This window comes from Ancylobacter sp. FA202 (assembly GCF_000380205.1).
Lineage (GTDB): Bacteria > Pseudomonadota > Alphaproteobacteria > Rhizobiales > Xanthobacteraceae > Ancylobacter.
The window spans coordinates 3,600,400-3,624,845 of record NZ_KB904818.1 but is presented as its reverse complement, the minus strand read 5'-3'; the positions used below and the strand labels follow the sequence as shown (position 1 = coordinate 3,624,845).

Below are 24,446 nucleotides of genomic sequence, written 5' to 3'. Positions count from 1 at the left end.
CCGCCGCCTGCCCGGAGTTGTTCATGCGCGCGCTTCAGCTGGTCTCCGACCGCGAACTGATCCTCACCGACCTGCCCGCACCCGGCGCGCCGGAACCGGGCGAGGTGCAGGTGAACGTCAAGGCGCTGGCGCTGAACCACATCGACGTGTGGGGCTGGCGCGGCATGGCCTTCGCCAAGCGCAAGATGCCGCTGGTGGTGGGCGCCGAAGCGGTGGGCGAAGTCACCGCCATCGGCGAGGGCGTCACCCGCTTCAAGCCGGGCTCGAAGGTCGCGATGTATGGCGCGCTCACCTGCGGCCAGTGCAAGATGTGCCGGCAGGGCCGCGACAATCTCTGCGAAGAGGTCGCCGGCGTGATGGGCTTCCATGTCGACGGCTTCGCCCGCGACCAGCTCAACATCAAGGAACGCCTGTGCGTGCCGATCCCGGACGGCATCTCCTGGACCGACGCCGCCACCGCCCCCGTCACCTTCTCCACCGTCGAGCACATGCTGTTCGACAATGCCAAGCTTGAGCCGGGCGAGACCATTCTGGTCCATGCCGCCGGCTCCGGCATCGGTACGGTGGCGATCCGCATGGCGAAGGAGATCGGCTGCACCGTCATCACCACGGCGGGCGACGACGAGAAATGCGCCAAGGCGCTGGCGCTCGGCGCCGACCACGTCATCAACTACAAGACCGACCGCTTCGAGCACGAGGTGCGCAAGATCACCAAGAAGAAGGGTGTCGACGTGGTGTTCGAGCATGTCGGCGCCGAGACGTGGAACGGCTCGCTGCTGTCGATGAAGCCGGGCGCCCGCCTCGTCACCTGCGGCTCGACCTCGGGCGTGTCGGTGAACATGAACCTGATGCAGCTGTTCCAGCGCCAGTACCGCATCATCGGCTCGTTTGGCGCGCCGATTCGCGCCATCGCCGACGGCTTGAAGCGGATGGAGCGCGGCGTCCTGCCGGTGATCGATTCCGAATTCCCGCTGGAGCAGTTCGGCGCCGGGCTGGAGCGGCTGGAGACACGGCGTGTGTTCGGCAAGGTGGTCATCACCTTCTAAAGGCGCGAGGTTCGAGCCATATCCGCGATGAGCGCGCCCCGCCCCTGGACCACCCGCCTGCGCGATGCCGCCCTCTCGACCGGCGTGTGGGCGCTGGCGGGGGCGATGCGCCTGCAAACGCCGCGCTTCGCCTCTTGGGCCGGCGGCTTCTGGGCGCGCAAGATCGGCCCACGCACCTCGATCCACCGCACCGCCCTGAAGAATCTGCGGCTCGCCTATCCTGAGAAGACCGAGGCGGAGCGCGAAGCGATCGCGATCGGCATGTGGGACAATCTCGGCCGCATGGGCGGCGAGTTCGTCCATCTCGACCGCATCTGGCAGTACAATATGTGGGAGCCGGCCAAGAGCCGGATCGAGACCACGGGCGTCTCCAATTTCGTCGCCATGCGGATCGACGGAAAGCCGGCGCTGGTGTTCACCGCGCATCTGGCGAACTGGGAGCTGCCGGCCATCGCCGCCGCCGCGCAGGGGCTGGACAGCGCGGTGCTGTTCCGTGCGCCGGACAATTCCTTCTTCGCCGACCTGCTGTTCGAGGCCCGCAGCCGGGTGATGGGCAATCTCGTGGCCGCCTCGCATGTGGCGGTGTTCGAGCTTGCCGCCGTGCTCGACCAGGGCAAGCATCTCGGCATTCTCGTGGATCAGGCGCGCCGGGGCGGGCCCACCGTGCAGTTCTTCGGCCAGCCCTGCTCGGCCAACCCCACCATTGCCCGCCTCGCCCGGCTCTATGAGTGCCCGGTGCACGGGGTGCGGGTGATCCGCCTGCCGGAAGGGCGCTTCCGCATCCAGTGCACGCCTGCCCTCAACCTGCCGCGCGATGGCAATGGCAAGATCGACGTGGACGGGGCCATGCAGATGATCACCTCGGTGGTCGAAGGTTGGGTGCGCGAGCACCCCGAGCAGTGGACCTGGTTCTACAAGCGCTGGCGGAAGTAGGCCGGCCTTATTCCCGGACAGCCCGCGCCCCTAGCCGCATCAGTCTCAGCGTCGCCAGCAGCGCGGCCAGCCCGGTGCTCGCCAGAAGCAGCCATGCCTGCGCTTCCCCCATCGCCAGCAAGGTGAGGCCGCTGAACAGGCACCACAGCAGCGGAATCGGCAGCAGGAGGACGAGCCATCGCCCCCGCGCCATAAGCAGAAAGCCGAGCGTCACCAGCACGGTCGGATCGGGCGCGATGCCGAACACCTCCGCACCCGCCCAGGGGCGGCCGGAGGCGAGGGCAAGCGCGGGATAGAGCAGTAGCCCGGCGAGGGCCAGTCCCAGTCCGGCCCTGCCGATGGCATCAAGTCGCCCCAGGGCCGGGCCGCCCGGCATCAGGGCGGCGGCGAGCAGCAGCAGGGCCTGCACGAAGAAGGCCGGCGCGGCATAGTCCATGGCCCAGTTGATCCCGCCATAGCGCTGCAGCAGGAACGACCAGGCGACGAAGGCCCAGAGCGGCGCGAGGAGGAGCCCGGTCCAGACCATCGCCCGGCCCGGCCGGCGCAGGCTCAGCCCCACCAGCGCCAGCCCTGCCAGCGTCGTCGCCAGATGCAGCGGCCACAGCGCCGCGTTCTCAGCCTCGAACAGGCGCCAATAGACCCGGGGCGAGAACAGCAGGAAGTCGTCCAGCCGATAGGTCGACCATGGCCCCATCACAGCGCGCCGAGATGCGCGGCGATGCGCCCGCGCAGCTCCCGGTCGGGCAGCGGGCCGCTGGCGGCGGCGAGGTTCTCGCGCACATGGTCGACGCGGGTGGTGGCGGGGATGGCGACCGTGACGGCAGGCTCCGCCAGGATGAATTTCAGGATCAACTGCGCCCAGCTCGTCGCGCCGATCTCGCCGGCCCAGTCGGGCAGCGGCGCACGGTCGAGCCGCCGCGTCAGGGCGCCTTGCTGGAAGGGCCGGTTGACGATCACCGCGATCCCGCGCTCGGCGGCGAGCGGCAGCAGGCGCTGCTCGGCCTCGCGGTCGACCGGGTTATAGCTCAGCTGCACGAAGTCGATCGGCTGGCGCGCCATGATCTGCTCGACCAGATCATGGCGCCGCCCCTCCGAGGTGGTGATGCCGACATAGCGCAGCCGGCCGGCAGCCTTCATCGCGAAGAGCGAGTCGAGATGCGCCTCCCAGCCCAGCAGATTGTGCACCTGCAGGAGATCGAAGCGTTCCACGCCCCAGAGGCGTCGCGTCTCATCGATTTGCGCGGGGCCATTCGCGCCCGACGAGGTCCAGACCTTTTCCGCCGCGAAGAGCGCATCCGGGCGCCCCAGCGCGGCGAGGCCGCGACCGATCACCGCCTGCGAGGAGCCATACATCGGCGAGCTGTCGATCATCCGCCCGCCGCCGGCGAAGAACGCCGCCATGACGGCGGTGCACTCCGCCTGCAAGGCCGGATCATTGCCGACATTGAAGGTGATCCAGCTGCCGAGCCCCACCGCCGGCATTCGTTCGCCGGAAGAGGGAATCGCCCGGGCCAGCGGCGCCGGCTGGGCCAGCGCCCGCCCCGGCGGCAAAGCGAGCATGGCGGCGCCCAGCGCCGCCGTCGCCATCAGATCTCTGCGCGTGAGTGCCACCCGTCTCCCCCGTCCGCTACGGTCTCTGACCTAAGGTCATATCCTCGCGCGTCCACCGGCGGGGCGGATCACACCTGCGTGCGGGGGGAGACAACCGCCGGCGCCGCGCCGGCGTCGATTTGCCGGCGCAACCGCGCCTGCGCCGCCTCGTCGAGCGGAAATCCCCACATCAGGGCGATGGCGGCCAGCTTGGCCGGAATCGGCACCCACGCATAGAGCATGGCCAGCGCCGCGCCGGCTTCCGCCGAGGGCGCCCCGTCGCCGGGCTTGAAGCCGACCCAGTCCAGCAGCGGGAAGGTGACGCCCACCGCGATCGCCAGCGCCAGTTTGGTGGCAAGGGCCCAGAGCGCAAAATAGAGCCCCGAGCGCTGCTCGCCGGAGGCGGCAGTGTCGACGTCGATCACATCGGCCTGGATCGCTGGCGGCAGCGCCACGTCGAAGGCGAGCAACAGGCCGGTGAAGGCGCAGATCAGCGCGAAGGGCACGACATCGCCCGGCCCGAGCCAGCCGGCGCTGGCGAAGACGAGGCAGGCCACCGCCATCGCGCCGCACCAGGCGCGGTGCTTGCCGAACCGGCCGGCGCAGCGCAGTGCCAGCGGTAGACCAGCCACCCCGCACAGAAAATAGAGAAAGAGCAGCGGCCCCTGCAGCGCGGCGGCACCGATTCGGTCCGCCACGAAATAGAGAAACAGCGTGGCGGGAATGGCGTTGGCGATGCCGTTGAGCAGGAAGGCGACGACCAACCGCAGAAAGGGCCGGTTCGCGCTGAGATGGCGCAGCCCGGCACGCAGGCCAAGCCGCTCGCGGGTGCGGTCCGTCGGCTCCGGCACGCCGGCGACACAGGCGAGGCTGGCGAGCGGCAGAGCGATCAGCACGAATACGCCCATCGCCGCAAGCCCATGGAAGCCCGCCGCGCCGACGCCGAGCCCGACCGCGAAGGGCAGCGCGATGGCAAGCAGCGTGCCCAGAAGCGTCACCGCCTCGCGCGCGGCGACCACCCGGGCGCGGCCGCGATAATCGGCGCTGATCTCCGCGCCCCAGGCGGTGTAGGCAAGGCTGAGAGCGGTGTAGCCGAGCGAGAGCCCGAGCCCCCACAGGACCAGATAGCCAATGCCGGCACCCGCGCCGGGCCAGAATACCATGAAGGCCGAGATCGCCGTGACCGGCGTCGCCACCAGCATCAGCGCCCGCCGCCGCCCCATGGCGGGGGTGAGGCGGTCCGAGGCCCAGCCGAGAATCGGGTCGGCAACGGCGTCGAGGATACGGATCGCCAGCAGGGCGGTGCCGACCGAGGCGAGCGAGAGCCCGAGCGCCTCGGCGTAGAAGCTGGGCACGATCACATAGAAGGGCAGCGCCAGTGCGGCGAGCGGCAGCGCCGGCAGGGCATAGAGCGCGAGGCGCCAGGCAGGAAGGGCCGGCGCCTGCGGGCGTGCCATGTCAGCGGCCCATTTCGGCGGTGCCGGCCAAGCCGTCGTCGCGCGTCCAGGCGATCTTGTCCGGCCCGAGCGAGGTGATGGTGAAGCAATGGGTGCGGCCGTCATACCAGCTCGGCCATTTCTGGCAGAGCCGATCGTCCTTCACCCACCAGCGCCCCTCCTCGCGCGGGGCCAGCAGGGCGCCGATCGAGAAACCGGAGAGATCGCCGGAGACGACGCCGTCATCGCGGTAGACCAGCGGCAGGGTGAGGCCATAGGGGGTGCTCAGCCGCACCAGCTCGCCGCCGATCCTGTCCTTGATCTCGGGGCCGCTCAGGGGTTCGGCGACGGCCGGCACCGCCGCGAGAGCGAGAAGCAGTCCGATCGAAGCGGATGTCACATGGGGGCGCATGGATGTCCTCCGGAAATGTCGAGGGGAACGCGGTTGGTGGGGCCCGGCTAGGGGCGCCGGAACTCGACCCGTGTCAGCGCCACGGGGAAGCCGAACTTGGTGACCCAGGCGGTGTTCAGCACGGTGCCGTCGCCGCGCAGCACCATCCGGTCGTGAAAGCGCACGAGGTTCTCCTCCGCGCCGGGATCAAGGTCGACGAGATAGCTGAAGGTCGCGGTATCGCCCTTCACGCTCACCTGCGTCTCGCCCCGCACATCCTCGCGTGTGCCGCGATAACGGCCGGGCCCCAGCTTCTCGAACCGCCAGGTCTTGCGGTCCGTCTCGCCGTCGGCGAAGCGGAACTCCTCGACCAAAGTGAGCACATGCCCGTTCCAGCGGCCGTCGAGATCGACGGTGAAGGCCCGCTTCACGCCGTTGATGGCGGAAAAGGTGCCCTCCGCGACGGTCCGGCCAGCAAAGAACTGTTCGAGCACCAGATCCCTGGCCTGAGCCGACGGCGCGCCGAGCCCGACAAAGGCGAACAGGCCGGTAAAAAGGAGCGTTCTGATCATTGAAGTCTCCACAGCTTTGCTCCGATTACGCGGGCTCGGCGGCGGTGGATCAGATGGCGGCATCGGTCGCGAGGCGACGGCCACGTCGTCGACGGGCGGGCGCACGCCGTCGCAGGGTTTCCCCGACCCGGCAAAGGCGCTGAAGGCCTTGGGCCTAGGAGGCGGACACGCTGCCGAGGCGCCCGCTGTGCTGGCGGCGCAGATGGCTGATGATGCGGGCCGCCACGGTCCCCATCAGAAGCCCGGCAAGCGCCCCGCCGCCGCTCATGAGGAAGTCGCTCCAGGTCGAGCTGCGGCCGGGTGCGAGCTGCTGCAGCACCTCCATCAGGCCGCCAAGCCCGACCAAGGCAAGACCCGCGAGCACCAGCACCGCGCCGCGTCCCCGGAAGGCCAGCGCCATCAGGCCACCGGTTCCCCAATAGGCGATGAAATGGTCGGTGCCGTCGGGAATGCCCGTGCGCGGCATCTCCTGCGCGGGAAGCAGGGAGAAAACCACGATGACGAGCACGCAGGCGAACGCCGCTCCATAGAGCAGACGATTGACGGCGGGCGGCACGGGGGCGGGTTTGTTCATAGGTGCCGCATACAGCATCGCCCCATCGATTGCAGGGCACGGACCATCACAATAGCCGGAGCCGTTGCGGAAGTTTACCCTTACATTCCTCTGCCGTCCTCCAGGGTCCGGGTTCGACGAGACACCGCACATGGGCGAGGCGCTTTTTCGGAGACGGCGCCGCTCCGCCTCAATCGTGACGCATTGGCGCGGTAAGTCATCCATCGTCGCTCATGCGGCCGGCCCCATCATCAAGATGCAGGGCTTTTTCTTTACTCACACATCGACGCAACAGCGTCAGCCGCCGACCAAGGGTCGAAGCGGCCAAGAGGATTTATGCGTACTCACAAGCTTACCCCGCCCGCGCCCGCCATCATCCGCTCCAGCCCGGAGTGGAAGCCGGAGCCCTGCGGTCTCACGCGCGAGCAGATCCGCGCCATCATCATCGAGCAGATCGGCTAAGGCACTTCCGATCAGGTTGAGTTTCAGCGGAAAGCGCTCAACCTTCATAGCTTTAAAATGCTCTGGCGCTTGGCCGCAGAGCCATCTCTTGTCGATCAGGCGAGGCCCCCTGACGGAGGGCCGCTCGGGGTCCCATCAGGCGCAGACCTGCAGCATTGGACGCCTCGCGCTCCGTTGCAGGATGCGCGACGAGAGAATGGCGCCGCCCCTCCACACTGCCGCGCCTCAATAAAAAGGCCGGGCGCGAGCCCGGCCTTTTCCATCAGCTGGCAGCGCCGCCTATCGGCAGCTCACTTGCCGCGCTTGAAGTCGCTCCAGGTGCGGGTGACGACGCGCTGCACCTTCTGCGGATAGGTGGTGACGGTGAACAGCTTCTCCAGCGTCTCCTTGTCCGGGTAAATCGCCGGGTTGTCGAGGATCGCCTTGTCGATGAACTTCTGCGATTCGAGGTTGCCGTTGGCGTAGGAGATGAAGTCGGAGTTCTTCGCCGCCACTTCAGGCTTCATCATGTAGTTGATGAAGGCCAGCGCCTCGTCCGGATGCGGAGCATCCTTCGGGATCGCGAAATTGTCGAACCACATCAACGCGCCTTCCTTCGGGATGACGTACTCGATGTTGACCGCCGGCTTGCCGGTCTTCTCGGCGGCTTCCTCGGCGCGGGCCTTGGCCTGGAACACGTCGCCCGACCAGCCGAGCGCGATGCAGATGTCGCCGCCGGCCAGCGCGTTGATATAGCCCGAGCTGTCGAATTTGCGGATGAAGGGACGGATCGGCGCCAGCAGCTTGCCGGCCGCTTCGATATCCTTCGGGTCCTTGGAGTTCGGATCCTTGCCGAGATAGCGCAGCGCGGTCGGGATCACCTCTTCCGGGCCGTCCAGCACATAGACGCCGCAGTCCTTGAGCTTGCCGAGGATTTCCGGCTTGAAGAAGATGTCCCAGCTGTTGAGCGGGATGTCGCCGAGGCGCTCCTTCACCTTGTCGACATTCATGCCGATGCCGGTGGTGCCCCACATATAGTTCACGGCGTATTGGTTGCCGGGATCATAGACGGCGAGGCGGTCGGCGATCAGCGGCCACTGGTACTGCAGGTTCGGCAGCTTGGCCTTGTCGAGCTTCAGGAACACGCCGGCCTGGATCTGGCGCTGCAGGAAGGAGCCCGTCGGCACCACGACGTCATAGCCGGTCTTGCCGCCGAGGAGCTTGGTCTCGAGCACCTCGTTGGAATCGAAGACGTCGTACCGGACCTTGATGCCGGTTTCCTTGGTGAAGGCCTCCAGTACCGACTCGTCGATATAGTCGGACCAGTTGTAGACGTTCACGACCTTGTCCTGTGCCGAGGCCGGCGCAATCGCCAGCGCGGTCAACAGGCCTGCCGCGATGGTCGTCAGGAGGCGAGACATCCTATTCTCCTCGGGAAGTGGGTTTCTTGGGTGGAACGCAAACCACGTCAGGCCAAGGCTAGAGCGTCGATCGCCTCGGCTCAAGCCGTCACCGTGCTCACAAACCCGGCTTGGCTCACAAATAGGTCTCATACTCCAGCGGGTTGATCCGCCGCTCAAAGGCGGTGAGTTCCGCCTCCTTCATGATGGCGAAGACGCGCTGATATTCCGCCCCGAACGCCCGCGCCACGAAGTCGGAGCGGCCGAAGGCACGGATCGCCTCGCCCATGTCGTAGGACAGATGCGGCGCCTCCTGCTCATAGGCATTGCCGGTCAGCGGCGGCGGCGGCTCCAGCGCGCGCTCGATGCCTTCCAGCATGCCGGCGAGGATCGCCGCCAGCACGAGATGGGGATGAGCGTCGGCGCCGGCGATGCGGTGCTCCAGCCGGCGCGCCTTGGGCGGCCCGTTCGGCACCCGCACCGCCACCGCGCGGTTATCATAGCCCCAGGAGATGCTGGTGGGGGCGTAGCTGCCGGGCACCAGGCGGCGGAAACCGTTATAGCTCGGCACATAGAGCACGGCGGTGTCGGCCATGGTGTCGAGCAGCCCCGCCGCGCACTGGCGCAGCAGGCGCTCGCCCGCCTCGCCGGCGCCGAAGGCGTTGTGGCCCTCGTCATCGGTCAGGCTCACATGCACATGCATCCCCGAGCCGGCGAAATCGAGGAAGGGCTTGGCCATGAAGCTGGCGCGCACGCCATGCTTGCGGGCCACGCCGTCGATCAGACGGCGCAGCAGGATCGCGTCGTCCGCCGCCGCCATCGGGTCGCGGCGGTGATAGAGGTTGACCTCATACTGCCCCGGCGCCGCCTCGGAGATCACCGTGTCGGCCGGAAGCCCCTGGATGCGGGCAGCCTCGCGCACATCGTGCAGCAGCGGCGCATAGGCGTCGAGGTCGGACATTGAATACATGTTCTGACGCGCCGGCCCGCCCACAGAGGCGGGAAACACCGGCTCGGGCACGCCGTTCGGCCCGGGCGCCGGCTTCATCAGGTAGAATTCCAGCTCGAAGGCGACGCAGGGGGTGAGCCCCAGCGCCGCGAGGCGCTTCACCTGCGCCTCCAGCTTGTGGCGTGGATCGAGATCCCACGGCCGCTCGCCGCCCCGCCCGTCCGGCTCATACATGGAGAGCATCACCTGCGCCGCCGGGCGCGGCGACCATGGCACCGGCTTCAGCGTGCCTGCCACCGGGCGGCACATGCCGTCGCGGTCGCCGGTCTCGATATGGATGCCGGTTTCCTCGACCTCTCGGCCCCAGATGTCGAGGCCGAAGATGGAGAGCGGGATGGCGACGCCGTCGCCCCAGATCTTGCCCCCCGCCCCGCCGGGAATCCATTTGCCGCGCAGCACGCCATGCGTGTCGGGCAGCAGAACCTCGACAATTTCGGGCGCGCCGTTGGCGGCGACATAGGCGCCGAATTCATCGATCTGCGGGACGGTTTCGCGCGCAGCGGCCGTGGCGTCTTCCACGGCTTCGGGCAATGGCATGATCCACCTAGTAAACGTCGATACGTCAAATCTGCGCATGGTGCGGGGGTATCGGTCAAGCCGCCCGCCCGCGCTGGGCTGGAAGCTGCCGGCCTCCCGTACCGTGCGGCGGCAGTTCTGCCACGCCGGACGACTTGACGCACGCAAAATGTGATCACATTGTGCAGGCAGGTTTTCCGTCCTCCCGGACCATGCGCTGCGCCGCGCCGGCCGGGAAGACGTAGCGGGATAGGAAGCGACAGATGACCCTGCCCAAATCCACGGCCGAGCTGCGCGCGCTCGATGCGGCCCATCACCTCCACCCGTTCAGCGACATGAAGACGCTGAACGAGGAGGGTTCGCGCATCGTGGTCAAGGCGGAAGGTGTCTGGCTGACCGATTCCGACGGCAACCGCATCCTCGACGGCATGTCCGGCCTCTGGTGCGTGAATGTCGGCTATGGGCAGGAGGAGATTGTTGAGGCGGTGGCGGCGCAGCTGCGCGAGCTGCCCTATTACAACACCTTCTTCAAGACCACGCACCGGCCGGCCATCGAGCTGTCGGCCAAGCTCGCCGAATTGACCCCGCCGCAGTTCAACAAGGTGTTCTTCACCGGCTCCGGCTCGGAATCCAACGACACGGTGATCAAGCTGGTCCGCCGCTTCTTCCAGATCAAGGAGAAGCCGGAGAAGAAGATCATCATCTCCCGCCGCAACGCCTATCACGGCTCCACCGTCGCCGCCGGCAGCCTGGGCGGCATGGCGCCGATGCATGGGCAGAGCGCGGTCATTCCCGACATCCTGCACATCGCCCAGCCCTATTTCTGGGGCGAGGCCCGCCAGGGCGAGACGCCGGAGGAATTCGGCCTGCGCACCGCCCGCGCGCTGGAAGCCACCATCGACGCCATGGGCGAGGACCGCATCGCCGCCTTCATCGCCGAGCCGATCCAGGGCGCCGGCGGCGTCATCATCCCGCCCGCCAGCTACTGGCCGGAAGTGGCCCGCATCTGCCGCGAGCGCGACATCCTGTTCATCTCCGACGAGGTGATCTGCGGTTTCGGGCGCACCGGCAGCTGGTTCGGCTGCGAGAGCTTCGGCACCGAGCCGGATATTCTCGTCATGGCCAAGGGTATCACCTCAGGCTACATGCCGCTCGGTGGGGTGATGGTGGCCGATCGGGTGGCGGAAGTGCTGCATGAAGGCGGCGACTTCAACCATGGCTACACCTATTCCGGCCACCCCGCCGCCTGCGCCGCCGCGCTGGCCAATCTCGCCATCATGCAGCGCGAGGACCTGGTGGGCCGCGTCGCCAATGATGTCGGCCCCTATCTCAAGGCCCGCTGGAGCGCGCTGGCCGAGCACCCGCTGGTGGGCGAGGCGCCGATGATGGGCCTTGTCGGCGCGCTGGAGCTGACGCCTGATAAGGCCGGCCGCACCAAGTTCCCCGATGTCGGCAAGGCCGGCACGCTGGCGCGGGACTTCTCGTTCAAGAACAACCTCGTCATGCGCGCCGTGCGCGACCGGCTGATCATCGCCCCGCCGCTCATCATCTCGCATGAGGAGTGCGACGAACTGGTCGCCCGCGTGCGCAAGACGCTGGACGAGACCTTCGCCGAGCTCAAGCGCTGGGGCTGGGTGCGTTAGCGCAGCCCCCCACCCGGCACGGAAACGTGCTTATATGCGCCGGCAGGTACAACTCGCGCGAGCCCGGACATGAATGCCGTCACCTCGATAAGCGATGGACCGGGCGTCAGCCCGGCCCGCACCGCCGCGCTGCGGGCGGAGGCGGAAGCGCTCTATCTCGGCACCCGCCCGAAGACGCGCGCCGCCGCCGAGGCTGCCGCGCATCTGCTCGACGGCGTGCCGATGCACTGGATGGTCGACTGGTCGACCCCCGTGCCGCTGGTCATCGCCGAGGCCAGCGGCGCCCGGCTGATCGATGTCGACGGCCATGGCTATGACGATTTCTGCCTGGGCGACACCGCCTCGCTGTTCGGCCATGGGCCGGCCCCGGTGGCGCGGGCTCTCGCGCGGCAGGCGACGGCCGGCCTCGCGACCATGCTGCCGAGCCCGGATGCCGCCCGTGTCGGCGACCTCCTGAGCGAACGCTTCGGCCTGCCCTACTGGCAGATCGCGACCACCGCCACCGACGCCAACCGCTTCGCCCTGCGCGCCGCCCGTGCCGCCACCGGGCGCCCGCGCATCCTTGTCTTCGATGGCGCCTATCACGGCGCGGTGGACGAGACCTTCGTCGAGATCGGGCCGGACGGGCGTGTCGGCAACCGCCCGGCCCTGATGGGCGAGCCGCGCGACCTTTCCAAGCTCACCCGCGTCGTGCCGTTCAACGATCTCGACGCGCTGGAGGCGGCGCTGGCCGACCGCACGGTGGCCTGCGTCATCACCGAGCCGGTCATGACGAATTGCGCCATGGTGCTGCCCCAGCCCGGCTTTCACGAGGGGCTGCGCGAAATCACTCGCCGCCACGGCTCGCTGCTGCTGATTGACGAGACCCACACGCTCTCGACCGGCCCGGGCGGCTATACCCGCGCCTACGGGCTGGAGCCGGACATGTTCGTCGCCGGCAAGGCGGTGGCCGGCGGCATTCCCGCCGCAGTCTGGGGCATGACCGGGGAGGTGGCGGAGCGCTTCCGCACCGCCCGCATCAACCGGCCTGATGGCCATTCCGGCATGGGCACGACGCTTTCGGGCAGCCCGCTCCAGCTCGCCGCCCTGCGCGCCAATCTGGAAGAGGTCGCCACCGAGCCGGCCTATGCGCAGATGAACCGCCTCGCCGACCGCATGGAAGTGGGGCTGGCGCAGGTGCTGGCCGACGCCCGCCTGCCCTGGCATATCGCCCGCTGCGGCGCGCGGGTGGAAGTGGTGCGCGCGCCCTTCCCCCTCAGCGACGGGCGGCAGGCCAAGGGGGCGCATTACCCCGCGCTGGAGGCGACCACCCACCTCGCTTTGCTGGTGCGCGGCGTGCTGATCTCGCCCTTCCACGACATGATGCTGGCCTCACCCGCGACGACGGAGGCGCAGGTCGAGCGGCTGATCGAGGCCACGGCGCAGGTAGTGGGCCGGCTGACGGAATAGCCGCCCCGCCCGTGCGGCACACCGAACGGACCGGCCCGACGCTGGTTCAGCCCTACCCGGCTCGGCCCGATGTTGCCTTAGCTCCTGTCGGGCTTGGCCCGACGTTGCCTCAGCTCCTGTCGGGCTTGGCCCGACGTTGCCTCAGCTCCTGTCGGGCTTTGCCCGACGCGCGCTCAGCCCTTATCGGTCGGGAAGCCCGCATCCTTCCAGGCGAGAATGCCGCCCGCCATGTGGCGGTGAAGGTCGAAGCCGGCCGCCTGGGCCGCCGCTGCCGCCTTCTGCGAGCGCTGGCCGGACCGGCAGGAGAAAACCAGAGTCTTGTCGCCGGGGTCCGGCAGCGCGGCCGCATCGAAGGTCGACAGCGGAAACTCCACCGCGCCGGGAATGCGCTCGGCGGCCAGCTCGTTCGGCTCGCGCACATCGACGAGAAGGATGGTGCCGTCGTCGAGGCCGGCCCTGACCTCCTCGACCGTCAGATTCTCGATCACGCCACCGAACGGATTGGGCTGCATCGTCGTGCTCCTTGAGTGCCTGAACGAGGTAGTCCCGCCGGCCCCTTCGCGCAAGTATGCCTCGCGAGCCCCGCCGCGTTAGGTCTGCCGAGCCCGCTCCCGTTCAGCCTGGCCGCGCCGTGGTGACACCAGCGACCACCAGCAGCCCGCCGGCGAGAACGACCAGCGAGGGGAATTCGCCGAACAGCAGCGCCGCAAGCGCGACGCCGACGACGATCTGCAGCAGCAGTACCACCGAGATCACGCCCGCCGGTAGCCGGCCGAGCGCGAAGGTCGCGAGCCCCTGCCCGGTGGCATGGGGGATCAGGCCGAGCCCGATCACCGCCAGCAGACCCTGCAGCGACTGCGGAACAAGCACCTCACCCGCCGCCACCGCCCAGGCGAGGCAGACCACGGCGCCTGTCGCGCTGGCGATCAGCGACACCATGCCCCCGCCCAGCGGCACCGCATCGCCGCGCCCGGCCCGGCGCACCGCGCGCGTCGCCAGCATATAGGCGGCATAGGCGAGCGCCGCGCCGACGCAGAGCAGGTCGCCGATCACGCTCACGGGCCGAGCCCCGGAAGCGCCGCCGCCTGCCGCGCTCGACCCGATGATGATGAAGGTTCCGGTCAGCGCCAGCGCCAGCGCGATCAGCAGCCCACGGGTCGGCCGCTCACGCAGGATCAGCCAGCCGAAAAGGAACACGAACACCACGGCGAGATTGCCGAGCAGCAGCGCATTGGCGGTGCTGGTCAGGGCCAGACCCTTGTGGAACACGATGAGGTCGGCGCCAAAAAACACGCCGGCCAGCATCGCCAGCAGCACCTGCCGCAGCGAAGGGCGCAGCGCCGTGGCGCCGGCACGGCGCGCCTGGTGAGCCCGGGAGCGATGCTCGGCATAGGCCCACACCATGGCCGGCCCGAGGGCGAAGAACAGGCGCCAGAAACCGATCGCCGCCGGCCCGGCATCGGCGAGCCGCACCAGCGGCGCCGAGAAGCCGATGCACATCGCCGCCATCACCACCGCGAAAAACGCCTGACGCCGCATCTGCGTATCGCGGACCACGGACGGGGCGGCATCGGGGAGAATGATGAGCGACGGCTCGATCACGGCGGCAGGGGGCGGAGACATTGCCGAACTCGACAGGTGCAAAAGGCGGAGGGCGAGGCATGGGGCCCGGGCCGCGACCGGCGCGCAGGCCGGCGCTGGCGGGCTTGAATCAGCAGGCCCGGCTCAGGCCAGCCTGTCTAACGCGCCGATTGAAATCGCGAAAGCGAGTTTATTTTGTCATTCCATCATGGTTTCTGATATGAAAGCCGCTCGCGCGGCAAAGCGCGACAAATCCTCATCCGGCGGACCGGAGGGCGCGATGCGACATCTCGACACCGAATCGCTTGGCATGCTGATCGCCATCGTCGACACGGGCGGATTCACGGCGGCCGCCGAGCGTGTCGGGCGCACCCAGTCGGCGGTCTCCGCCCGCATTGCCCAGCTCGAAGACAATCTCGGCGTGCGGCTGCTGGAGCGCTCGCGGCGTGGCATCTCGCTCACCGAGACCGGCGAGCGCCTCGTTGCCCATGCGCGCCGGCTGCTGGCCTATGAGAGCGAGGCGCTGGCCGATCTCAAGGGCGGCACGCCGGAGGGCAGCGTCCGCGTCGGCATGCCGGACGATTATGTCGATGCCTATTTCACCCCCACCATCGCCCGCTTCGCCGCCGCCTATCCGCGCGTCGAGATTTCCATCCGCGCCGATCTCTCCAAGCATATCGAGCCCGAGGTCGATCGCGGCCATATCGACGTGGCGCTGCTGACCCGCGACAGCGCCCGGCCGACCGGCGAACTGATCAAGCGCGAGAAGCTGCTCTGGCTGGCGGCGCGCGGCTACCGGCCCGAGCGCAATTCGCCGCTGCCGCTGGCGCTGTTTCCCACCGGCTGCCGCGCCCGCCCGCACATCGCCTCCAGCCTCGACAAGGCCGGGCTGAGCTGGCGCGTGGCCTGCACTTCCTCCTCGCAGGGCGGCATCCACGCGGCGATCGAGACCGGCCTGTGCATCACCGCCCTGCCGGAATGCGCCGCGCCGGCGGACTGGCGCCGGCTCGGCCCGGCCGAAGGGCTGCCGCCGCTGCCGGATATCGAGGTGGCTCTGTTCCTCGCCCCCGCCGCCTCCTCCGCCGCCCGCCGCCTCGCCGACATGCTGCGCACGGCGCTCGCCATGCCGGTGGTGGAAGCCGCCTGAAGGCCACCTCCGCGCGTCATCGAAAATTCACATGCAGCGCCGCGGGCGGCGCGCTAGTGCTGCGCCATGAGCGATGAACCAGCGCCTGTCCCTACCGATAAAGGAACACCGGTCGAGGTGTTCCTCGCATTTCTGCGTCTCGGCCTCACCTCGTTCGGCGGGCCGGTGGCGCATCTGGGCTTCTTCCGCGACGATCTGGTGAAGCGGCGCCGCTGGCTGAGCGAGGAGAGCTATGCCAGCCTCGTCGCGCTCTGCCAGTTCCTGCCCGGCCCGGCCTCCAGCCAGGTCGGCATGGCAGTGGGGTTGATGCGCGCCGGGCCGGCCGGCATGGCGGCGGCGTGGCTGGGCTTCACCCTGCCCTCGGCGCTGCTCATGCTCGCCTTCGCCTATGGCGTCATGCATGCCGATGCCGCCGGCATTGGCGGTGGATGGCTGGATGGCCTGAAGGTGGCGGCGGTCGCCATTGTCGCCGATGCGGTGCTCGGCATGGCGAAGAACCTCTGCCCCGATCGGCCGCGCCGCAGCCTCGCCCTTGTCGCGGCGGCAGTGGCAGCATTGGTGCCCGGTTCCCTCGGCCAGATCGGCATCATCGTCGGCGGCGCTCTCGCCGGCCTCGCCTTCATCCGGCTGGACGGCGCGGCGGTGCGCGAACCCGGCGGGCATTACCTGCCAGGCCGGACCGCCTCGCTCATTGCTTTCGCGCTGTTCGCCCTGCTGCTCGTCGGCCTGCCGCTGCTGGCGCAGGCCACCGGCAGCGCCGGCGTCGAACTGTTCGACACGCTCTACCGCGCCGGAGCGCTGGTGTTTGGCGGCGGCCATGTGGTGCTGCCGCTGATCGAGGCGGAGCTGGTGCGGCCCGGCGGGCTGACGCGCGAGGTATTCCTCGCCGGCTACGGCGCGGCGCAGGCCGTGCCGGGGCCGCTGTTCAGCTTCGCCGCCTATGTCGGCGCGATGATGCCGGTGCCGCCCCATGGCGTGGCCGGCGGGCTGCTGGCGCTGGTAGCGGCGTTCCTGCCCTCGGCGCTGCTGGTCTATGCGGCGCTGCGCTTCTGGACCCGGCTGGCGGCGAACCGGCGGGTGCGCGATGGCCTCGCCGGGGTCAACGCCGCCGTGGTCGGCCTGCTCGGCGCGGCGCTGTGGGACCCGGTGATCACGTCAAGCCTCACCTCGGGCCGCGCCTTAGCGCTGGCCCTGCTCGCCTATCTGGCGCTGGCGCTGTGGCGGGTGCCGGCCTGGGCCGTGGTCGCCGGCGCCGCCCTGGGCGGCGCCATTCTCCTCTAAAAGCGCCGCCGCCCTGGGCGGCGCCATTCTCCTCTAAAAGCGCCGCCGCCCTGGGCGGCGCCCTTCTTCTCCAAAGAGCGGCGCCGCCCCCCGCCTCAGCCGCGCGAGACCTTGAACGGGGAGAAGCTCTGGCAGGTGGCGAAGGCCTGGATGCGGTTGATGTTGACGCGCCGCGGCAGGGTGGAGGCGAAGAACACCTGCTCGGCGATGTCCTCGGCGGTCATCGCCTCGGTGCCGGCATAGACGTTCTCCGACTTGGCGGCATCGCCATGGAAGCGCACCAGCGAGAACTCGGTCTCGACCATGCCCGGCTCGATATTGGTGACGCGCACGCCGGTGCCGGCGACATCGGAAATCAGGTTCAGCGCGAACTGCTTCACGAAAGCCTTGGTCGCGCCATAGGTGTTGCCGCCGGGATAGGGATAGTCGCCGGCCACCGAGCCGGTGAACAGCACATGCCCCTCCTTGGCCTCCACCATGGCCGGCAGCGTCGCACGGATGGTGTAGAGCAGCCCCTTGATGTTGGTCTCGACCATGTCGTCCCAGTCCTTGAGGCTGGCCGCCTGGGCCGGCTCCAGGCCGAGCGCCAGGCCCGCATTGGCGAACACCACGTTGAACGGGGCGAAGGCCTCCGGCACGCCGGCCAGCGCCGCCACCAGCGCGTCATTGTCTCGCACATCCACTTCGAGCGGATGGAAATGGCCACCAAGTTCATCGCGCAGCGCGATCAGCCGGTCGGCGCGGCGTCCGGTGCCGACGACGCGGGCGCCCGCCAGCGCGAAGCGCCGGGCGGTAGCAGCGCCGATACCGGAGGTGGCTCCGGTGACAAGGACACGCAGGGTGGCGGGATCCAGCATCTGGTACATGGCGCAGCTCCTTTTCGCTGCAACGCACATAGAACAGTTTGCGGCAAAACTGAACGGGCGATGCGGGAGGAGCCACGACATGCCGCTGTTGCGCGTGAGGGCCGAGGCGTTAAGCTTTCATTGAGCATAACCGCGCCAAATGTCGCCTTGGGTAAGCCGTGGCGGCGCCGTTGGGCGTTGGGGTCACGCTGATGCCATCTTCCCCGGGGAAACAGGGCGGGCGGCAGGGAAAGTGCGAATGCCGCAAACGGCCTTGCGCCGTGTAGGATTTCAGGAGATGTCCGGCGGGTTTTGCCGGGCAAGGGGTACAGCGCCGATGAAGTGCACCGCCGTCGTCATCACGTCCGTAACCGCCCTGCTTCTGGGCGGCTGCAGCACTGTGCTCGACGGGTTCGGCGACAAGGCACCGAATCCGGTCGAAACCAGCCAGATCACCCCGGCGCCCTCGGGCTCGGTGGAAAGCTCGCCCGTCGCCGCGCCGGCCCCGACGACCTATGGCGCTACGGCCGCCACCGCCGCCGCCGCCGTCACGCCGACCTCGCCGACGCGGGCCTCGCAGGTCGCGCTCGCCCCGCCGCCGGCCACAGCCCCGGGCGGCGTCGCCTATGCCGAGCCGGGCGCGGCCCGCACTCAGCTGGCTGGCACCTGGAATTTTAGCTGGGACGAAGGCCAGAAGACCTGCAAGGTCACGCTCTCGACCGATCGCGGGATGTCCGGCTTTGCCGCCACCGCCGATGTCGATTGCCCGAACGATATCTTCATGACCAAGGGCTGGGATGTGTGGGGCAACGAAATCGTCCTGCAGAACCATGTCGGCAAGGTCACGGCGCGTCTGCAGCCCGCTGGCGCCGGCCAGTATGATGGCGTCGCCACCGGCGACGGCGCCAAGGTGACGCTCACCCGCACCTGATCCGCCTGCGGAACATGACCGGACCTATCCGGTCATTGCGGCGCGAGGCAAGCGTTGCCCGCCGCACGCCCCTAAAATTCTTCCCACCGATGAATACCGTTCGTCCCGGAAATTCTCGCCGCGTGGTGGGAATATCGTGCTCTCGTCTTCGTAGTGTCTCGTATGGCGGCCAGGGTAACACTGTGAGAACTTGGCCACAGGCGCGTTCACAAGAGCGGGAACGCAAATTTTGTTCGTGCGTTTGGAGATGATGGCCCTCATTTTATCCATGAGGAAAGCCGATTGATTCGAGATGGCGATCGGAGGATGTTGTGATGCTGCAGTCTGCGAGCGTGACAGTGAAGATTCCGGCGCCGGGCCCGTTGCGCGAGGCCGACACCCGCATCGCCTTCAGGCGCGAGCCCGCGACAGTGGCGCAGCTTATGTCCCAGCATCTTGACCTCGCCCGCCCCGGCTCGGACGCCGAGGCGCTGCGGCTGTTGCGTCAGGCCTTTCCCGCCGCGCCGCTGGCCGCGCGGGTCGAGGCGATGAAGGCCCGCGCCCGCTGAGCGAGGACATCCCTGTTTTTCAGGTTGGTATCCAGGCGCCCGACTAGATCATTTCCCTGTTTCATGGAAACTGGGAATTGATCTAGTTCTTTGTTTTGTCACGTTTTATTCACGCGAACCGGTATCCGCTTCGCTCGAAAACTAGTTGAGCGGACCGGGCCGCTCGTCCTGCGTGCCGCCAGCCACGGGCGCCGGGCGAAGCTCGGCGGGGTGGGCATGCGCGCGCCGCGCCTCATAGGCCCGCGACAGCTGGTTGTAGCGCGTCACCGAGAAGGGCAGCGCCGCGAGATAGGCGACGCAGATGACCGAGAGCACCGTCCACGGCCATGTCACCAGCACCGCCACGAACAGCACCACGCAGATGAACAGCGGCATCACCTTGTCGCGGGGAATGCGGGCGCCGAGCCGCTTGCCGGAAAAGGCCGGCAGCTTCGAGACCATAAGCAGCGCGATCGCCAGGCAATAGAACGCCGCCACCGCCGGCGAGGCGACCAGGCGCGGCAGGCCCACCAGTTCCAGATAGACCGGCAGCAGCACGCAGATCGCCCCGGCGGGGGCGGGAACGCCGGTGAAGAAATCCCCGGCGAAGGGCGGCTTGTTCGGGTCTTCCAGCATCACGTTGAAGCGGGCGAGCCGCAGGGCGGCACAGATCGCGAAGGCCAACGCCGCGATCCAGCCGACCGAGCCGAGCGTTTCCAGCCCCCACATATAGAGCACCAGCCCCGGCGCCACGCCGAAGCAGACGAAGTCGGACAGGCTGTCCAGTTCCGCCCCGAAGCGCGAGGTGCCGTGCAGCATCCGCGCCAGCCGGCCGTCGAGCCCGTCCAGCACCGCCGCCAGCACGATGGCGCCGAGCGCCAGTTCCAGCCGCCCCTCGATCGCCATGCGAATGCCGGTGAGGCCGGCGCAGAGCGCCAGCAGCGTCACCAGGTTCGGCAGCAGCAGCCGGAACGGCACCGCCTGGAAACGCCGGCGCGGCGGCTCCGGCGCATCGGGCTCGAAGGGAGAGAAGAGGTCGGCCATCGCACGCTCGCGGGTTGGAAAACTCAATCGATGCGGAATGTCGGCTCGGTGCCGATGGCCGCGCGGTCCGCCAGAACGGTTTCGCCGGCAATGGCGCGCTGGCCCTCGGCCACCGCGGGGCGGGTGCCGAGCGGCAGGTAGACATCGACCCGCGAGCCGAAGCGGATCAGCCCGAAGCGCTCGCCCGGCGCCAGCAGGTCGCCCTCGCGCACGAAGCTGACGATGCGGCGCGCGACCAGCCCGGCGATCTGCACCACGCCGACGGCGCCGATGGCGGTGTCGAGCACCATGCCGCTGCGCTCATTGTCCTCGCTCGCCTTGTCGAGATCGGCATTGAGGAACTTGCCCGGGCGATAGGCGATGCGGGTGATCCGGCCGGCCAGCGGCGCCCGGTTCACATGCACGTCGAACACATTCATGAAGATGCACACGCGCGGCAGCGGCATGTCGCCGAGGCCGAGCTCAGCCGGCGGCACCGCCGGCCCGACCAGGCAGACCCGGCCATCGGCGGGGGAGACGACAAGCCCCTCGCGCACCGGCGTCACCCGCTCGGGATCGCGGAAGAAATAGCAGATCCACAGCGTGATCAGCACGCAGATCCAGCCCAGCGGCGCAAACAGCCATAGAAACAGCGCCGAAACGCCAGCGCCGATCAGGACGAACGGGTAGCCCTCGCGGTGAATGGGGGCGAGGCCGCTGCGGATGGAATCGAGGACGGACATCAACTGGCCTTTCTGCCCGGTGCCCATGGGTCACGCACCGGCTCCTTGCGCCGAGAGGTAGGGCGCGCCGGCCCGCCCGTCAAATGCCGGATGCGCGACATGGTTCCGCAGAGGTCGCCCGCGCGCCACTGGCCTCAGGCCGGGATGGCATCCGCCGTACCCGCCGGCACCGTCTCGTCGTCCGCCTCGCCGGCAGCCTTCAGCGTCTCGATGGCCCGCTCGGCCTCGCGCTGGCGCTCCCACATGGAATGGTAGAGTCCGCCGCGCTCCATCAGCTCGCCATGCGTGCCGCGCTCGGCGATACGCCCGTGCTGCAGCACGATGATCTCGTCGGCGCCCACCACGGTGGAGAGGCGATGAGCGATGACCAGCGTGGTGCGCCCGCGCGAGACGCGCTCCAGCGCGTCCTGGATCTCGCGCTCGGTGTGGCTGTCCAGCGCCGAGGTCGCCTCGTCGAGAATCAGAATGGGCGGGTCCTTGAGGATGGTGCGGGCGATGGCGACGCGCTGCTTCTCGCCGCCGGAGAGCTTGAGCCCGCGCTCGCCGACCTCGGTGGCATAACCCTTGGGCGTGCGCCGCACGAAGCCGTCGATCTGCGCCAGTTCCGCCGCGCGCGCCACCTCCTCGTCCGAGGCGCCTGCGCGGCCGTAGCGGATGTTGTAGCCGAGCGTGTCGTTGAACAGCACCGTGTCCTGCGGCACCATGCCGATGGCGGCGCGCAGGCTCGCCTGCGACACCTCCCGTACATCCTGCCCGTCGACCAGGATGCGGCCGGAATTGATGTCGTAGAAGCGGTAGAGAAGCCGCGAAATGGTCGACTTGCCGGCCCCGGACGGCCCGACGATCGCCACCGTGCGGCCGGCCGGCACCTCGAAGCTGACGCCCTTGAGGATTTCGCGCTCGGGATCATAGGAAAAGCGCACATCCTCGAAGCGCACCGTGCCGCCCTTCATCTCCAGCGCCGGCGCGCCGGGCCGGTCGCGGATTTCCGGCGAGCGGGCGAGGATGGTGAACATCGCCTCGATGTCGATCAGCGACTGCTTGATCTCGCGATAGATCATGCCGAGGAAGTTCAGCGGCTGGTAGAGCTGGATCATCATGGCGTTGACCATGACGAAGGAGCCGACCGACTGCCGCCCGGCGCGGATGTCCAGCACGCACAGCGCCATCACGGCGGTGAGGCCGAGAGTGAAGATCGCCGCCTGCCCGGCATTGAGCCAGGCGAGCGAGGTGTGGGTGGTGACGGTGGCGCGCTCATAGCGGGCCATGGAACGGTCATAGCGCTCGGATTCCCACGATTCGGCGCCGAAATACTTCACCGTCTCGTAGTTGAGCAGGCTGTCCACCGCCTTGGCGTTGGCGTCGGTGTCGCTCTCGTTCATCGCCGCGCGGATGCCCATGCGGTATTCGGTCATCACGAAGGTGAAGACCGTGTAGGCGAGGATCATGCCGATGGTTGCCGCCACATAGCGCCAGTCGAACTGCCAGAACAGCACGCCGATCACCATCGCGAATTCAAGGATGGTGGGGCCCAGATGCAGCACCAGCATCCGCACGATGGTCTCGATGCCTTCGCGCGAGCGCTCCAGCACCCGCGTCAGGCCGCCGGTCTTGCGCTCCAGGTGAAAGCGCAGGGAAAGCGCGTGCATGTGCTGGAAGGTTTCCAGCGCCAGCCGGCGCACCGCATGGATCGCCACCTTGGCGAACAGGCCGTCGCGCCACTGCGTCAGCCCGGCCATGACGATGCGCGAGCCGCCATAGGCCAGCGTCAGCATCAAGGGGCCGGCGACGAGCCAGGCGATGGCATCGGTGGAAATGCGCGCGCCCTCGCCTTCCGCCACCGCGTCGGTCGCCCATTTGAAGAAGAAGGGCGTGGACATGGTGGCTATCTTGGCCAGCACCAGCAGCAGCAGCCCCCAGACCACGCGGGTGCGCAGATCCGCCCGGTCGGCCGGCCACAGATAAGGCCACAGCCCCTTCAGCGCGACGAGAAGGCTGCCGCGCGGATTGATCTCGGTGGCGCTGGAGGCGGCGGAGCCCTTGGGTGGGGACATGCAGATTTCCGTTCTTCTCACTCGCGGGCGGCAGGCGCCCGATTCACGTCTTACATACGTCGATGGTCGTCACGCAGATGGTGACGGGGCGCGCTCAGACCAGTGCGTCGGCGCGCGGATCAGGGTTGTCCGCGCCGCTCCCCTGCGCCGGCGCGGCGGCCAGCAGATCGAGCAGCGGCAGCAATTCGTCCGCCAGGGCCGCCACCGTCTGCCGGTCGAGGCAATAGCAGGAGCGCGGCCCCTCGATGGTGCCGGTAATCAGCCCCGCCTCCTTCAGCACCTTGAGGTGCTGCGAGACGGTGGATTGCGCGAGGGTCAGCCCGCGCACGATCTGCCCGCACTGGCAGCGCTCGGTCTGCGCCAGCGCCCGCAGAATGGCCAGCCGCGCCGGATGCGCCAGCGCCCGCAGGCGCAGCGCCAGCAATTCGTCGGCGTCGGTCGTGGCATCGGTGGCGGCATTGGTAGCGGTCATCGCCATCGTTTATCGTCGATAGACGATGATTTCAAGACAGCGCCCCCTCAGCCACCCGACAGGCGCGGCCATGGAACCGTACGGCCCTCCCCGCCATTTGCACCGGGCGGCGGGCAATGCCATGTGATGGTAATCTGAATACTTGAACCCGCCCGTGCTGCGGTGCAACATGGTGTCCATGACAAAGATCAAGAGCATATGCGTCTATTGCGGCGCGGCTACCGGAGCCGATGCCGTCTATCTCGAAACCGCCATCGCGCTCGGGCGCCTGCTCGCGGCCGAGGGCATTCGCCTCGTCTATGGCGGCGGCGGCGTGGGGCTGATGGGCGCCACCGCCCGCGCCTGCGCGGAAGCGGGCGGCAGGGTGACGGGCATCATCCCCGATTTTCTGATCGGCAAGGAACAGGCGTTCGACCACGCCCATGAGCTGATCGTCACCAAGGACATGCACGAGCGCAAGCGCCTGATGTTCGAGCGGGCGGATGCCTTCATCGCCCTGCCCGGCGGCATCGGCACGCTGGAAGAGCTGATCGAACAGCTCACCTGGGTCCAGCTCAACCGGCATTCCAAGCCGGTGATGGTGCTCAACATCGCCAATTTCTGGGACCCGCTGCTGACCCTGCTGGACCACATGCAGTCGACCGGCTTCGTCAACATCGCCCGCCCGGTGAAGCTGCTGGTCGCGCATAATGTGCGCGCCGTGCTGCCCAAGCTACAGGGCGCCGTCGCCCATCTCGGCGAGGCCGATCTGCACGGCGAAGCCGAGGAGCGCGTGCTCGACCGGATGTGAGGGCGAAGGCCTGCGGGCCGGCCTTCCTCCGGCCTTCGTGATGCGGAGGGCGATGGCGCTGCGCGGCCGGTGA

The 24,446-nt window shown here is 68.5% G+C and carries 25 protein-coding genes; 10 read left to right on the top strand and 15 right to left on the bottom strand.

What is annotated here, in order from left to right; translation table 11 throughout:
- Window positions 1–23 precede the first annotated feature (23 nt).
- Window positions 24–1,046: a zinc-binding dehydrogenase gene (locus A3M1_RS0116585; RefSeq protein ID WP_018390116.1), complete on the top strand. Its 1,023-nt coding sequence runs from the start codon at window positions 24–26 to the stop codon at window positions 1,044–1,046.
- A 27-nt stretch (window positions 1,047–1,073) separates the two neighbouring features.
- Window positions 1,074–1,979 (top strand): lipid A biosynthesis lauroyl acyltransferase, encoded by a 906-nt coding sequence (locus A3M1_RS0116580; RefSeq protein ID WP_018390115.1) that lies wholly within the window; start codon window positions 1,074–1,076, stop codon window positions 1,977–1,979.
- Window positions 1,980–1,986: 7 nt separating this feature from the next.
- Here A3M1_RS0116580 and A3M1_RS0116575 read toward each other — a convergent pair whose 3' ends face one another.
- The 6 genes from A3M1_RS0116575 to A3M1_RS0116550 form a co-directional block, all read right to left on the bottom strand.
- Entirely contained in the window at window positions 1,987–2,673 is a 687-nt protein-coding gene (locus tag A3M1_RS0116575; RefSeq protein ID WP_018390114.1) for a DUF6064 family protein, read from the bottom strand.
- Complete coding sequence (locus A3M1_RS0116570; protein ID WP_198291138.1) at window positions 2,673–3,590, bottom strand: aldo/keto reductase; 918 nt, start codon at window positions 3,588–3,590, stop codon at window positions 2,673–2,675. The genes A3M1_RS0116575 and A3M1_RS0116570 overlap by 1 nt, the downstream gene beginning before the upstream one ends.
- Before the next feature lie 68 nt (window positions 3,591–3,658).
- Complete coding sequence (locus tag A3M1_RS0116565) at window positions 3,659–5,026, bottom strand: MFS transporter (RefSeq protein ID WP_018390112.1); 1,368 nt, start codon at window positions 5,024–5,026, stop codon at window positions 3,659–3,661.
- A 1-nt stretch (window position 5,027) separates the two neighbouring features.
- Complete coding sequence (locus tag A3M1_RS0116560; RefSeq protein WP_018390111.1) at window positions 5,028–5,417, bottom strand: hypothetical protein; 390 nt, start codon at window positions 5,415–5,417, stop codon at window positions 5,028–5,030.
- Window positions 5,418–5,464: 47 nt separating this feature from the next.
- Window positions 5,465–5,968, bottom strand: coding sequence for a DUF3833 family protein (locus A3M1_RS0116555; RefSeq protein ID WP_018390110.1), 504 nt, complete (start codon window positions 5,966–5,968; stop codon window positions 5,465–5,467).
- Window positions 5,969–6,122: 154 nt separating this feature from the next.
- Window positions 6,123–6,542 carry a hypothetical protein gene (locus tag A3M1_RS0116550; RefSeq protein ID WP_018390109.1) on the bottom strand — a complete coding sequence of 140 codons (420 nt, stop codon included), beginning with the start codon at window positions 6,540–6,542 and terminating at the stop codon, window positions 6,123–6,125.
- Between the two features lie 315 nt (window positions 6,543–6,857).
- Between A3M1_RS0116550 and A3M1_RS27090 the strand changes: the two genes are divergently transcribed.
- Window positions 6,858–6,983: a hypothetical protein gene (locus tag A3M1_RS27090; protein ID WP_018390108.1), complete on the top strand. Its 126-nt coding sequence runs from the start codon at window positions 6,858–6,860 to the stop codon at window positions 6,981–6,983.
- Window positions 6,984–7,273: 290 nt separating this feature from the next.
- Here A3M1_RS27090 and A3M1_RS0116540 read toward each other — a convergent pair whose 3' ends face one another.
- Both A3M1_RS0116540 and A3M1_RS0116535 read right to left on the bottom strand, forming a co-directional pair.
- A complete protein-coding gene (locus A3M1_RS0116540; protein WP_018390107.1) occupies window positions 7,274–8,383 on the bottom strand; it encodes a polyamine ABC transporter substrate-binding protein in 1,110 nt (369 codons plus the stop codon).
- Window positions 8,384–8,498: 115 nt separating this feature from the next.
- On the bottom strand, window positions 8,499–9,908 hold the full coding sequence (locus tag A3M1_RS0116535) for a glutamine synthetase family protein (RefSeq protein ID WP_371258754.1): 1,410 nt from the start codon (window positions 9,906–9,908) through the stop codon (window positions 8,499–8,501).
- Between the two features lie 242 nt (window positions 9,909–10,150).
- On the opposite strand from A3M1_RS0116535, the gene A3M1_RS0116530 reads away from it, so the two are divergent.
- Both A3M1_RS0116530 and A3M1_RS0116525 read left to right on the top strand, forming a co-directional pair.
- Window positions 10,151–11,530: an aspartate aminotransferase family protein gene (locus A3M1_RS0116530; RefSeq protein ID WP_018390105.1), complete on the top strand. Its 1,380-nt coding sequence runs from the start codon at window positions 10,151–10,153 to the stop codon at window positions 11,528–11,530.
- Between the two features lie 69 nt (window positions 11,531–11,599).
- Window positions 11,600–12,979, top strand: a complete 1,380-nt coding sequence (locus A3M1_RS0116525; protein WP_018390104.1) for a transaminase — start codon at window positions 11,600–11,602, stop codon at window positions 12,977–12,979.
- A 173-nt stretch (window positions 12,980–13,152) separates the two neighbouring features.
- Here the strand turns inward: A3M1_RS0116525 and A3M1_RS0116520 are convergent, their stop codons facing one another.
- Window positions 13,153–13,491 carry a rhodanese-like domain-containing protein gene (locus A3M1_RS0116520; RefSeq protein ID WP_018390103.1) on the bottom strand — a complete coding sequence of 113 codons (339 nt, stop codon included), beginning with the start codon at window positions 13,489–13,491 and terminating at the stop codon, window positions 13,153–13,155.
- Between the two features lie 103 nt (window positions 13,492–13,594).
- Complete coding sequence (locus A3M1_RS0116515) at window positions 13,595–14,602, bottom strand: DMT family transporter (protein ID WP_018390102.1); 1,008 nt, start codon at window positions 14,600–14,602, stop codon at window positions 13,595–13,597.
- Between the two features lie 238 nt (window positions 14,603–14,840).
- Here A3M1_RS0116515 and A3M1_RS0116510 point away from each other — a divergent pair, with 238 nt between their 5' ends.
- Together A3M1_RS0116510 and chrA are read left to right on the top strand one after the other, a co-directional pair.
- Window positions 14,841–15,707: a LysR substrate-binding domain-containing protein gene (locus A3M1_RS0116510; protein WP_018390101.1), complete on the top strand. Its 867-nt coding sequence runs from the start codon at window positions 14,841–14,843 to the stop codon at window positions 15,705–15,707.
- Between the two features lie 66 nt (window positions 15,708–15,773).
- Window positions 15,774–16,988 (top strand): chromate efflux transporter, encoded by a 1,215-nt coding sequence (gene chrA, locus A3M1_RS0116505; protein ID WP_198291137.1) that lies wholly within the window; start codon window positions 15,774–15,776, stop codon window positions 16,986–16,988.
- A gap of 95 nt (window positions 16,989–17,083) precedes the next feature.
- On the opposite strand, the gene A3M1_RS0116500 is transcribed toward chrA, so the two are convergent.
- The gene (locus A3M1_RS0116500) at window positions 17,084–17,854 is read right to left on the bottom strand and encodes an SDR family NAD(P)-dependent oxidoreductase (protein ID WP_018390099.1); all 771 of its coding nucleotides are present in this window, start codon (window positions 17,852–17,854) and stop codon (window positions 17,084–17,086) included.
- A 316-nt stretch (window positions 17,855–18,170) separates the two neighbouring features.
- Between A3M1_RS0116500 and A3M1_RS0116495 the strand changes: the two genes are divergently transcribed.
- Both A3M1_RS0116495 and A3M1_RS0116490 read left to right on the top strand, forming a co-directional pair.
- Window positions 18,171–18,764, top strand: coding sequence for a protease inhibitor Inh/omp19 family protein (locus A3M1_RS0116495; protein WP_018390098.1), 594 nt, complete (start codon window positions 18,171–18,173; stop codon window positions 18,762–18,764).
- A 314-nt stretch (window positions 18,765–19,078) separates the two neighbouring features.
- Entirely contained in the window at window positions 19,079–19,312 is a 234-nt protein-coding gene (locus A3M1_RS0116490; protein WP_018390097.1) for a hypothetical protein, read from the top strand.
- A gap of 141 nt (window positions 19,313–19,453) precedes the next feature.
- Here the strand turns inward: A3M1_RS0116490 and pssA are convergent, their stop codons facing one another.
- The 4 genes from pssA to A3M1_RS0116470 all read right to left on the bottom strand — a co-directional run bounded on the left by pssA (window position 19,454) and on the right by A3M1_RS0116470 (window position 23,589).
- Window positions 19,454–20,335, bottom strand: coding sequence for a CDP-diacylglycerol--serine O-phosphatidyltransferase (gene pssA / locus A3M1_RS0116485; protein ID WP_018390096.1), 882 nt, complete (start codon window positions 20,333–20,335; stop codon window positions 19,454–19,456).
- Window positions 20,336–20,358: 23 nt separating this feature from the next.
- Complete coding sequence (locus A3M1_RS25125; protein ID WP_038197213.1) at window positions 20,359–21,057, bottom strand: phosphatidylserine decarboxylase; 699 nt, start codon at window positions 21,055–21,057, stop codon at window positions 20,359–20,361.
- A 134-nt stretch (window positions 21,058–21,191) separates the two neighbouring features.
- Window positions 21,192–23,111 (bottom strand): ABC transporter ATP-binding protein/permease, encoded by a 1,920-nt coding sequence (locus A3M1_RS0116475; RefSeq protein WP_018390094.1) that lies wholly within the window; start codon window positions 23,109–23,111, stop codon window positions 21,192–21,194.
- Window positions 23,112–23,205: 94 nt separating this feature from the next.
- Entirely contained in the window at window positions 23,206–23,589 is a 384-nt protein-coding gene (locus A3M1_RS0116470) for a helix-turn-helix transcriptional regulator (RefSeq protein WP_018390093.1), read from the bottom strand.
- 163 nt (window positions 23,590–23,752) lie between these two features.
- On the opposite strand from A3M1_RS0116470, the gene A3M1_RS0116465 reads away from it, so the two are divergent.
- Complete coding sequence (locus A3M1_RS0116465; RefSeq protein WP_018390092.1) at window positions 23,753–24,373, top strand: TIGR00730 family Rossman fold protein; 621 nt, start codon at window positions 23,753–23,755, stop codon at window positions 24,371–24,373.
- Window positions 24,374–24,446 lie beyond the last annotated feature (73 nt).

Excerpts from the sequence above, each read along its gene's own strand:
- A3M1_RS0116540 (WP_018390107.1), bottom strand. The coding sequence starts at position 8,383 with ATGTCTCGCCTCCTGACGACCATCGCGGCAGGCCTGTTGACCGCGCTG.
- chrA (WP_198291137.1), top strand. The coding sequence starts at position 15,774 with ATGAGCGATGAACCAGCGCCTGTCCCTACCGATAAAGGAACACCGGTC.
- A3M1_RS0116560 (WP_018390111.1), bottom strand. The coding sequence starts at position 5,417 with ATGCGCCCCCATGTGACATCCGCTTCGATCGGACTGCTTCTCGCTCTC.
- A3M1_RS0116475 (WP_018390094.1), bottom strand. The coding sequence starts at position 23,111 with ATGTCCCCACCCAAGGGCTCCGCCGCCTCCAGCGCCACCGAGATCAAT.
- A3M1_RS0116585 (WP_018390116.1), top strand. The coding sequence starts at position 24 with ATGCGCGCGCTTCAGCTGGTCTCCGACCGCGAACTGATCCTCACCGAC.
- A3M1_RS0116530 (WP_018390105.1), top strand. The coding sequence starts at position 10,151 with ATGACCCTGCCCAAATCCACGGCCGAGCTGCGCGCGCTCGATGCGGCC.
- A3M1_RS0116580 (WP_018390115.1), top strand. The coding sequence starts at position 1,074 with ATGAGCGCGCCCCGCCCCTGGACCACCCGCCTGCGCGATGCCGCCCTC.
- pssA (WP_018390096.1), bottom strand. The coding sequence starts at position 20,335 with ATGGCCGACCTCTTCTCTCCCTTCGAGCCCGATGCGCCGGAGCCGCCG.
- A3M1_RS0116490 (WP_018390097.1), top strand. The coding sequence starts at position 19,079 with ATGCTGCAGTCTGCGAGCGTGACAGTGAAGATTCCGGCGCCGGGCCCG.
- A3M1_RS0116575 (WP_018390114.1), bottom strand. The coding sequence starts at position 2,673 with ATGGGGCCATGGTCGACCTATCGGCTGGACGACTTCCTGCTGTTCTCG.
- A3M1_RS0116500 (WP_018390099.1), bottom strand. The coding sequence starts at position 17,854 with ATGTACCAGATGCTGGATCCCGCCACCCTGCGTGTCCTTGTCACCGGA.
- A3M1_RS0116535 (WP_371258754.1), bottom strand. The coding sequence starts at position 9,908 with ATGCCATTGCCCGAAGCCGTGGAAGACGCCACGGCCGCTGCGCGCGAA.
- A3M1_RS0116550 (WP_018390109.1), bottom strand. The coding sequence starts at position 6,542 with ATGAACAAACCCGCCCCCGTGCCGCCCGCCGTCAATCGTCTGCTCTAT.
- A3M1_RS0116465 (WP_018390092.1), top strand. The coding sequence starts at position 23,753 with ATGGTGTCCATGACAAAGATCAAGAGCATATGCGTCTATTGCGGCGCG.
- A3M1_RS0116515 (WP_018390102.1), bottom strand. The coding sequence starts at position 14,602 with ATGTCTCCGCCCCCTGCCGCCGTGATCGAGCCGTCGCTCATCATTCTC.
- A3M1_RS0116555 (WP_018390110.1), bottom strand. The coding sequence starts at position 5,968 with ATGATCAGAACGCTCCTTTTTACCGGCCTGTTCGCCTTTGTCGGGCTC.
- A3M1_RS0116510 (WP_018390101.1), top strand. The coding sequence starts at position 14,841 with ATGCGACATCTCGACACCGAATCGCTTGGCATGCTGATCGCCATCGTC.
- A3M1_RS25125 (WP_038197213.1), bottom strand. The coding sequence starts at position 21,057 with ATGTCCGTCCTCGATTCCATCCGCAGCGGCCTCGCCCCCATTCACCGC.
- A3M1_RS0116470 (WP_018390093.1), bottom strand. The coding sequence starts at position 23,589 with ATGGCGATGACCGCTACCAATGCCGCCACCGATGCCACGACCGACGCC.
- A3M1_RS0116565 (WP_018390112.1), bottom strand. The coding sequence starts at position 5,026 with ATGGCACGCCCGCAGGCGCCGGCCCTTCCTGCCTGGCGCCTCGCGCTC.
- A3M1_RS0116525 (WP_018390104.1), top strand. The coding sequence starts at position 11,600 with ATGAATGCCGTCACCTCGATAAGCGATGGACCGGGCGTCAGCCCGGCC.
- A3M1_RS27090 (WP_018390108.1), top strand. The coding sequence starts at position 6,858 with ATGCGTACTCACAAGCTTACCCCGCCCGCGCCCGCCATCATCCGCTCC.
- A3M1_RS0116495 (WP_018390098.1), top strand. The coding sequence starts at position 18,171 with ATGAAGTGCACCGCCGTCGTCATCACGTCCGTAACCGCCCTGCTTCTG.
- A3M1_RS0116520 (WP_018390103.1), bottom strand. The coding sequence starts at position 13,491 with ATGCAGCCCAATCCGTTCGGTGGCGTGATCGAGAATCTGACGGTCGAG.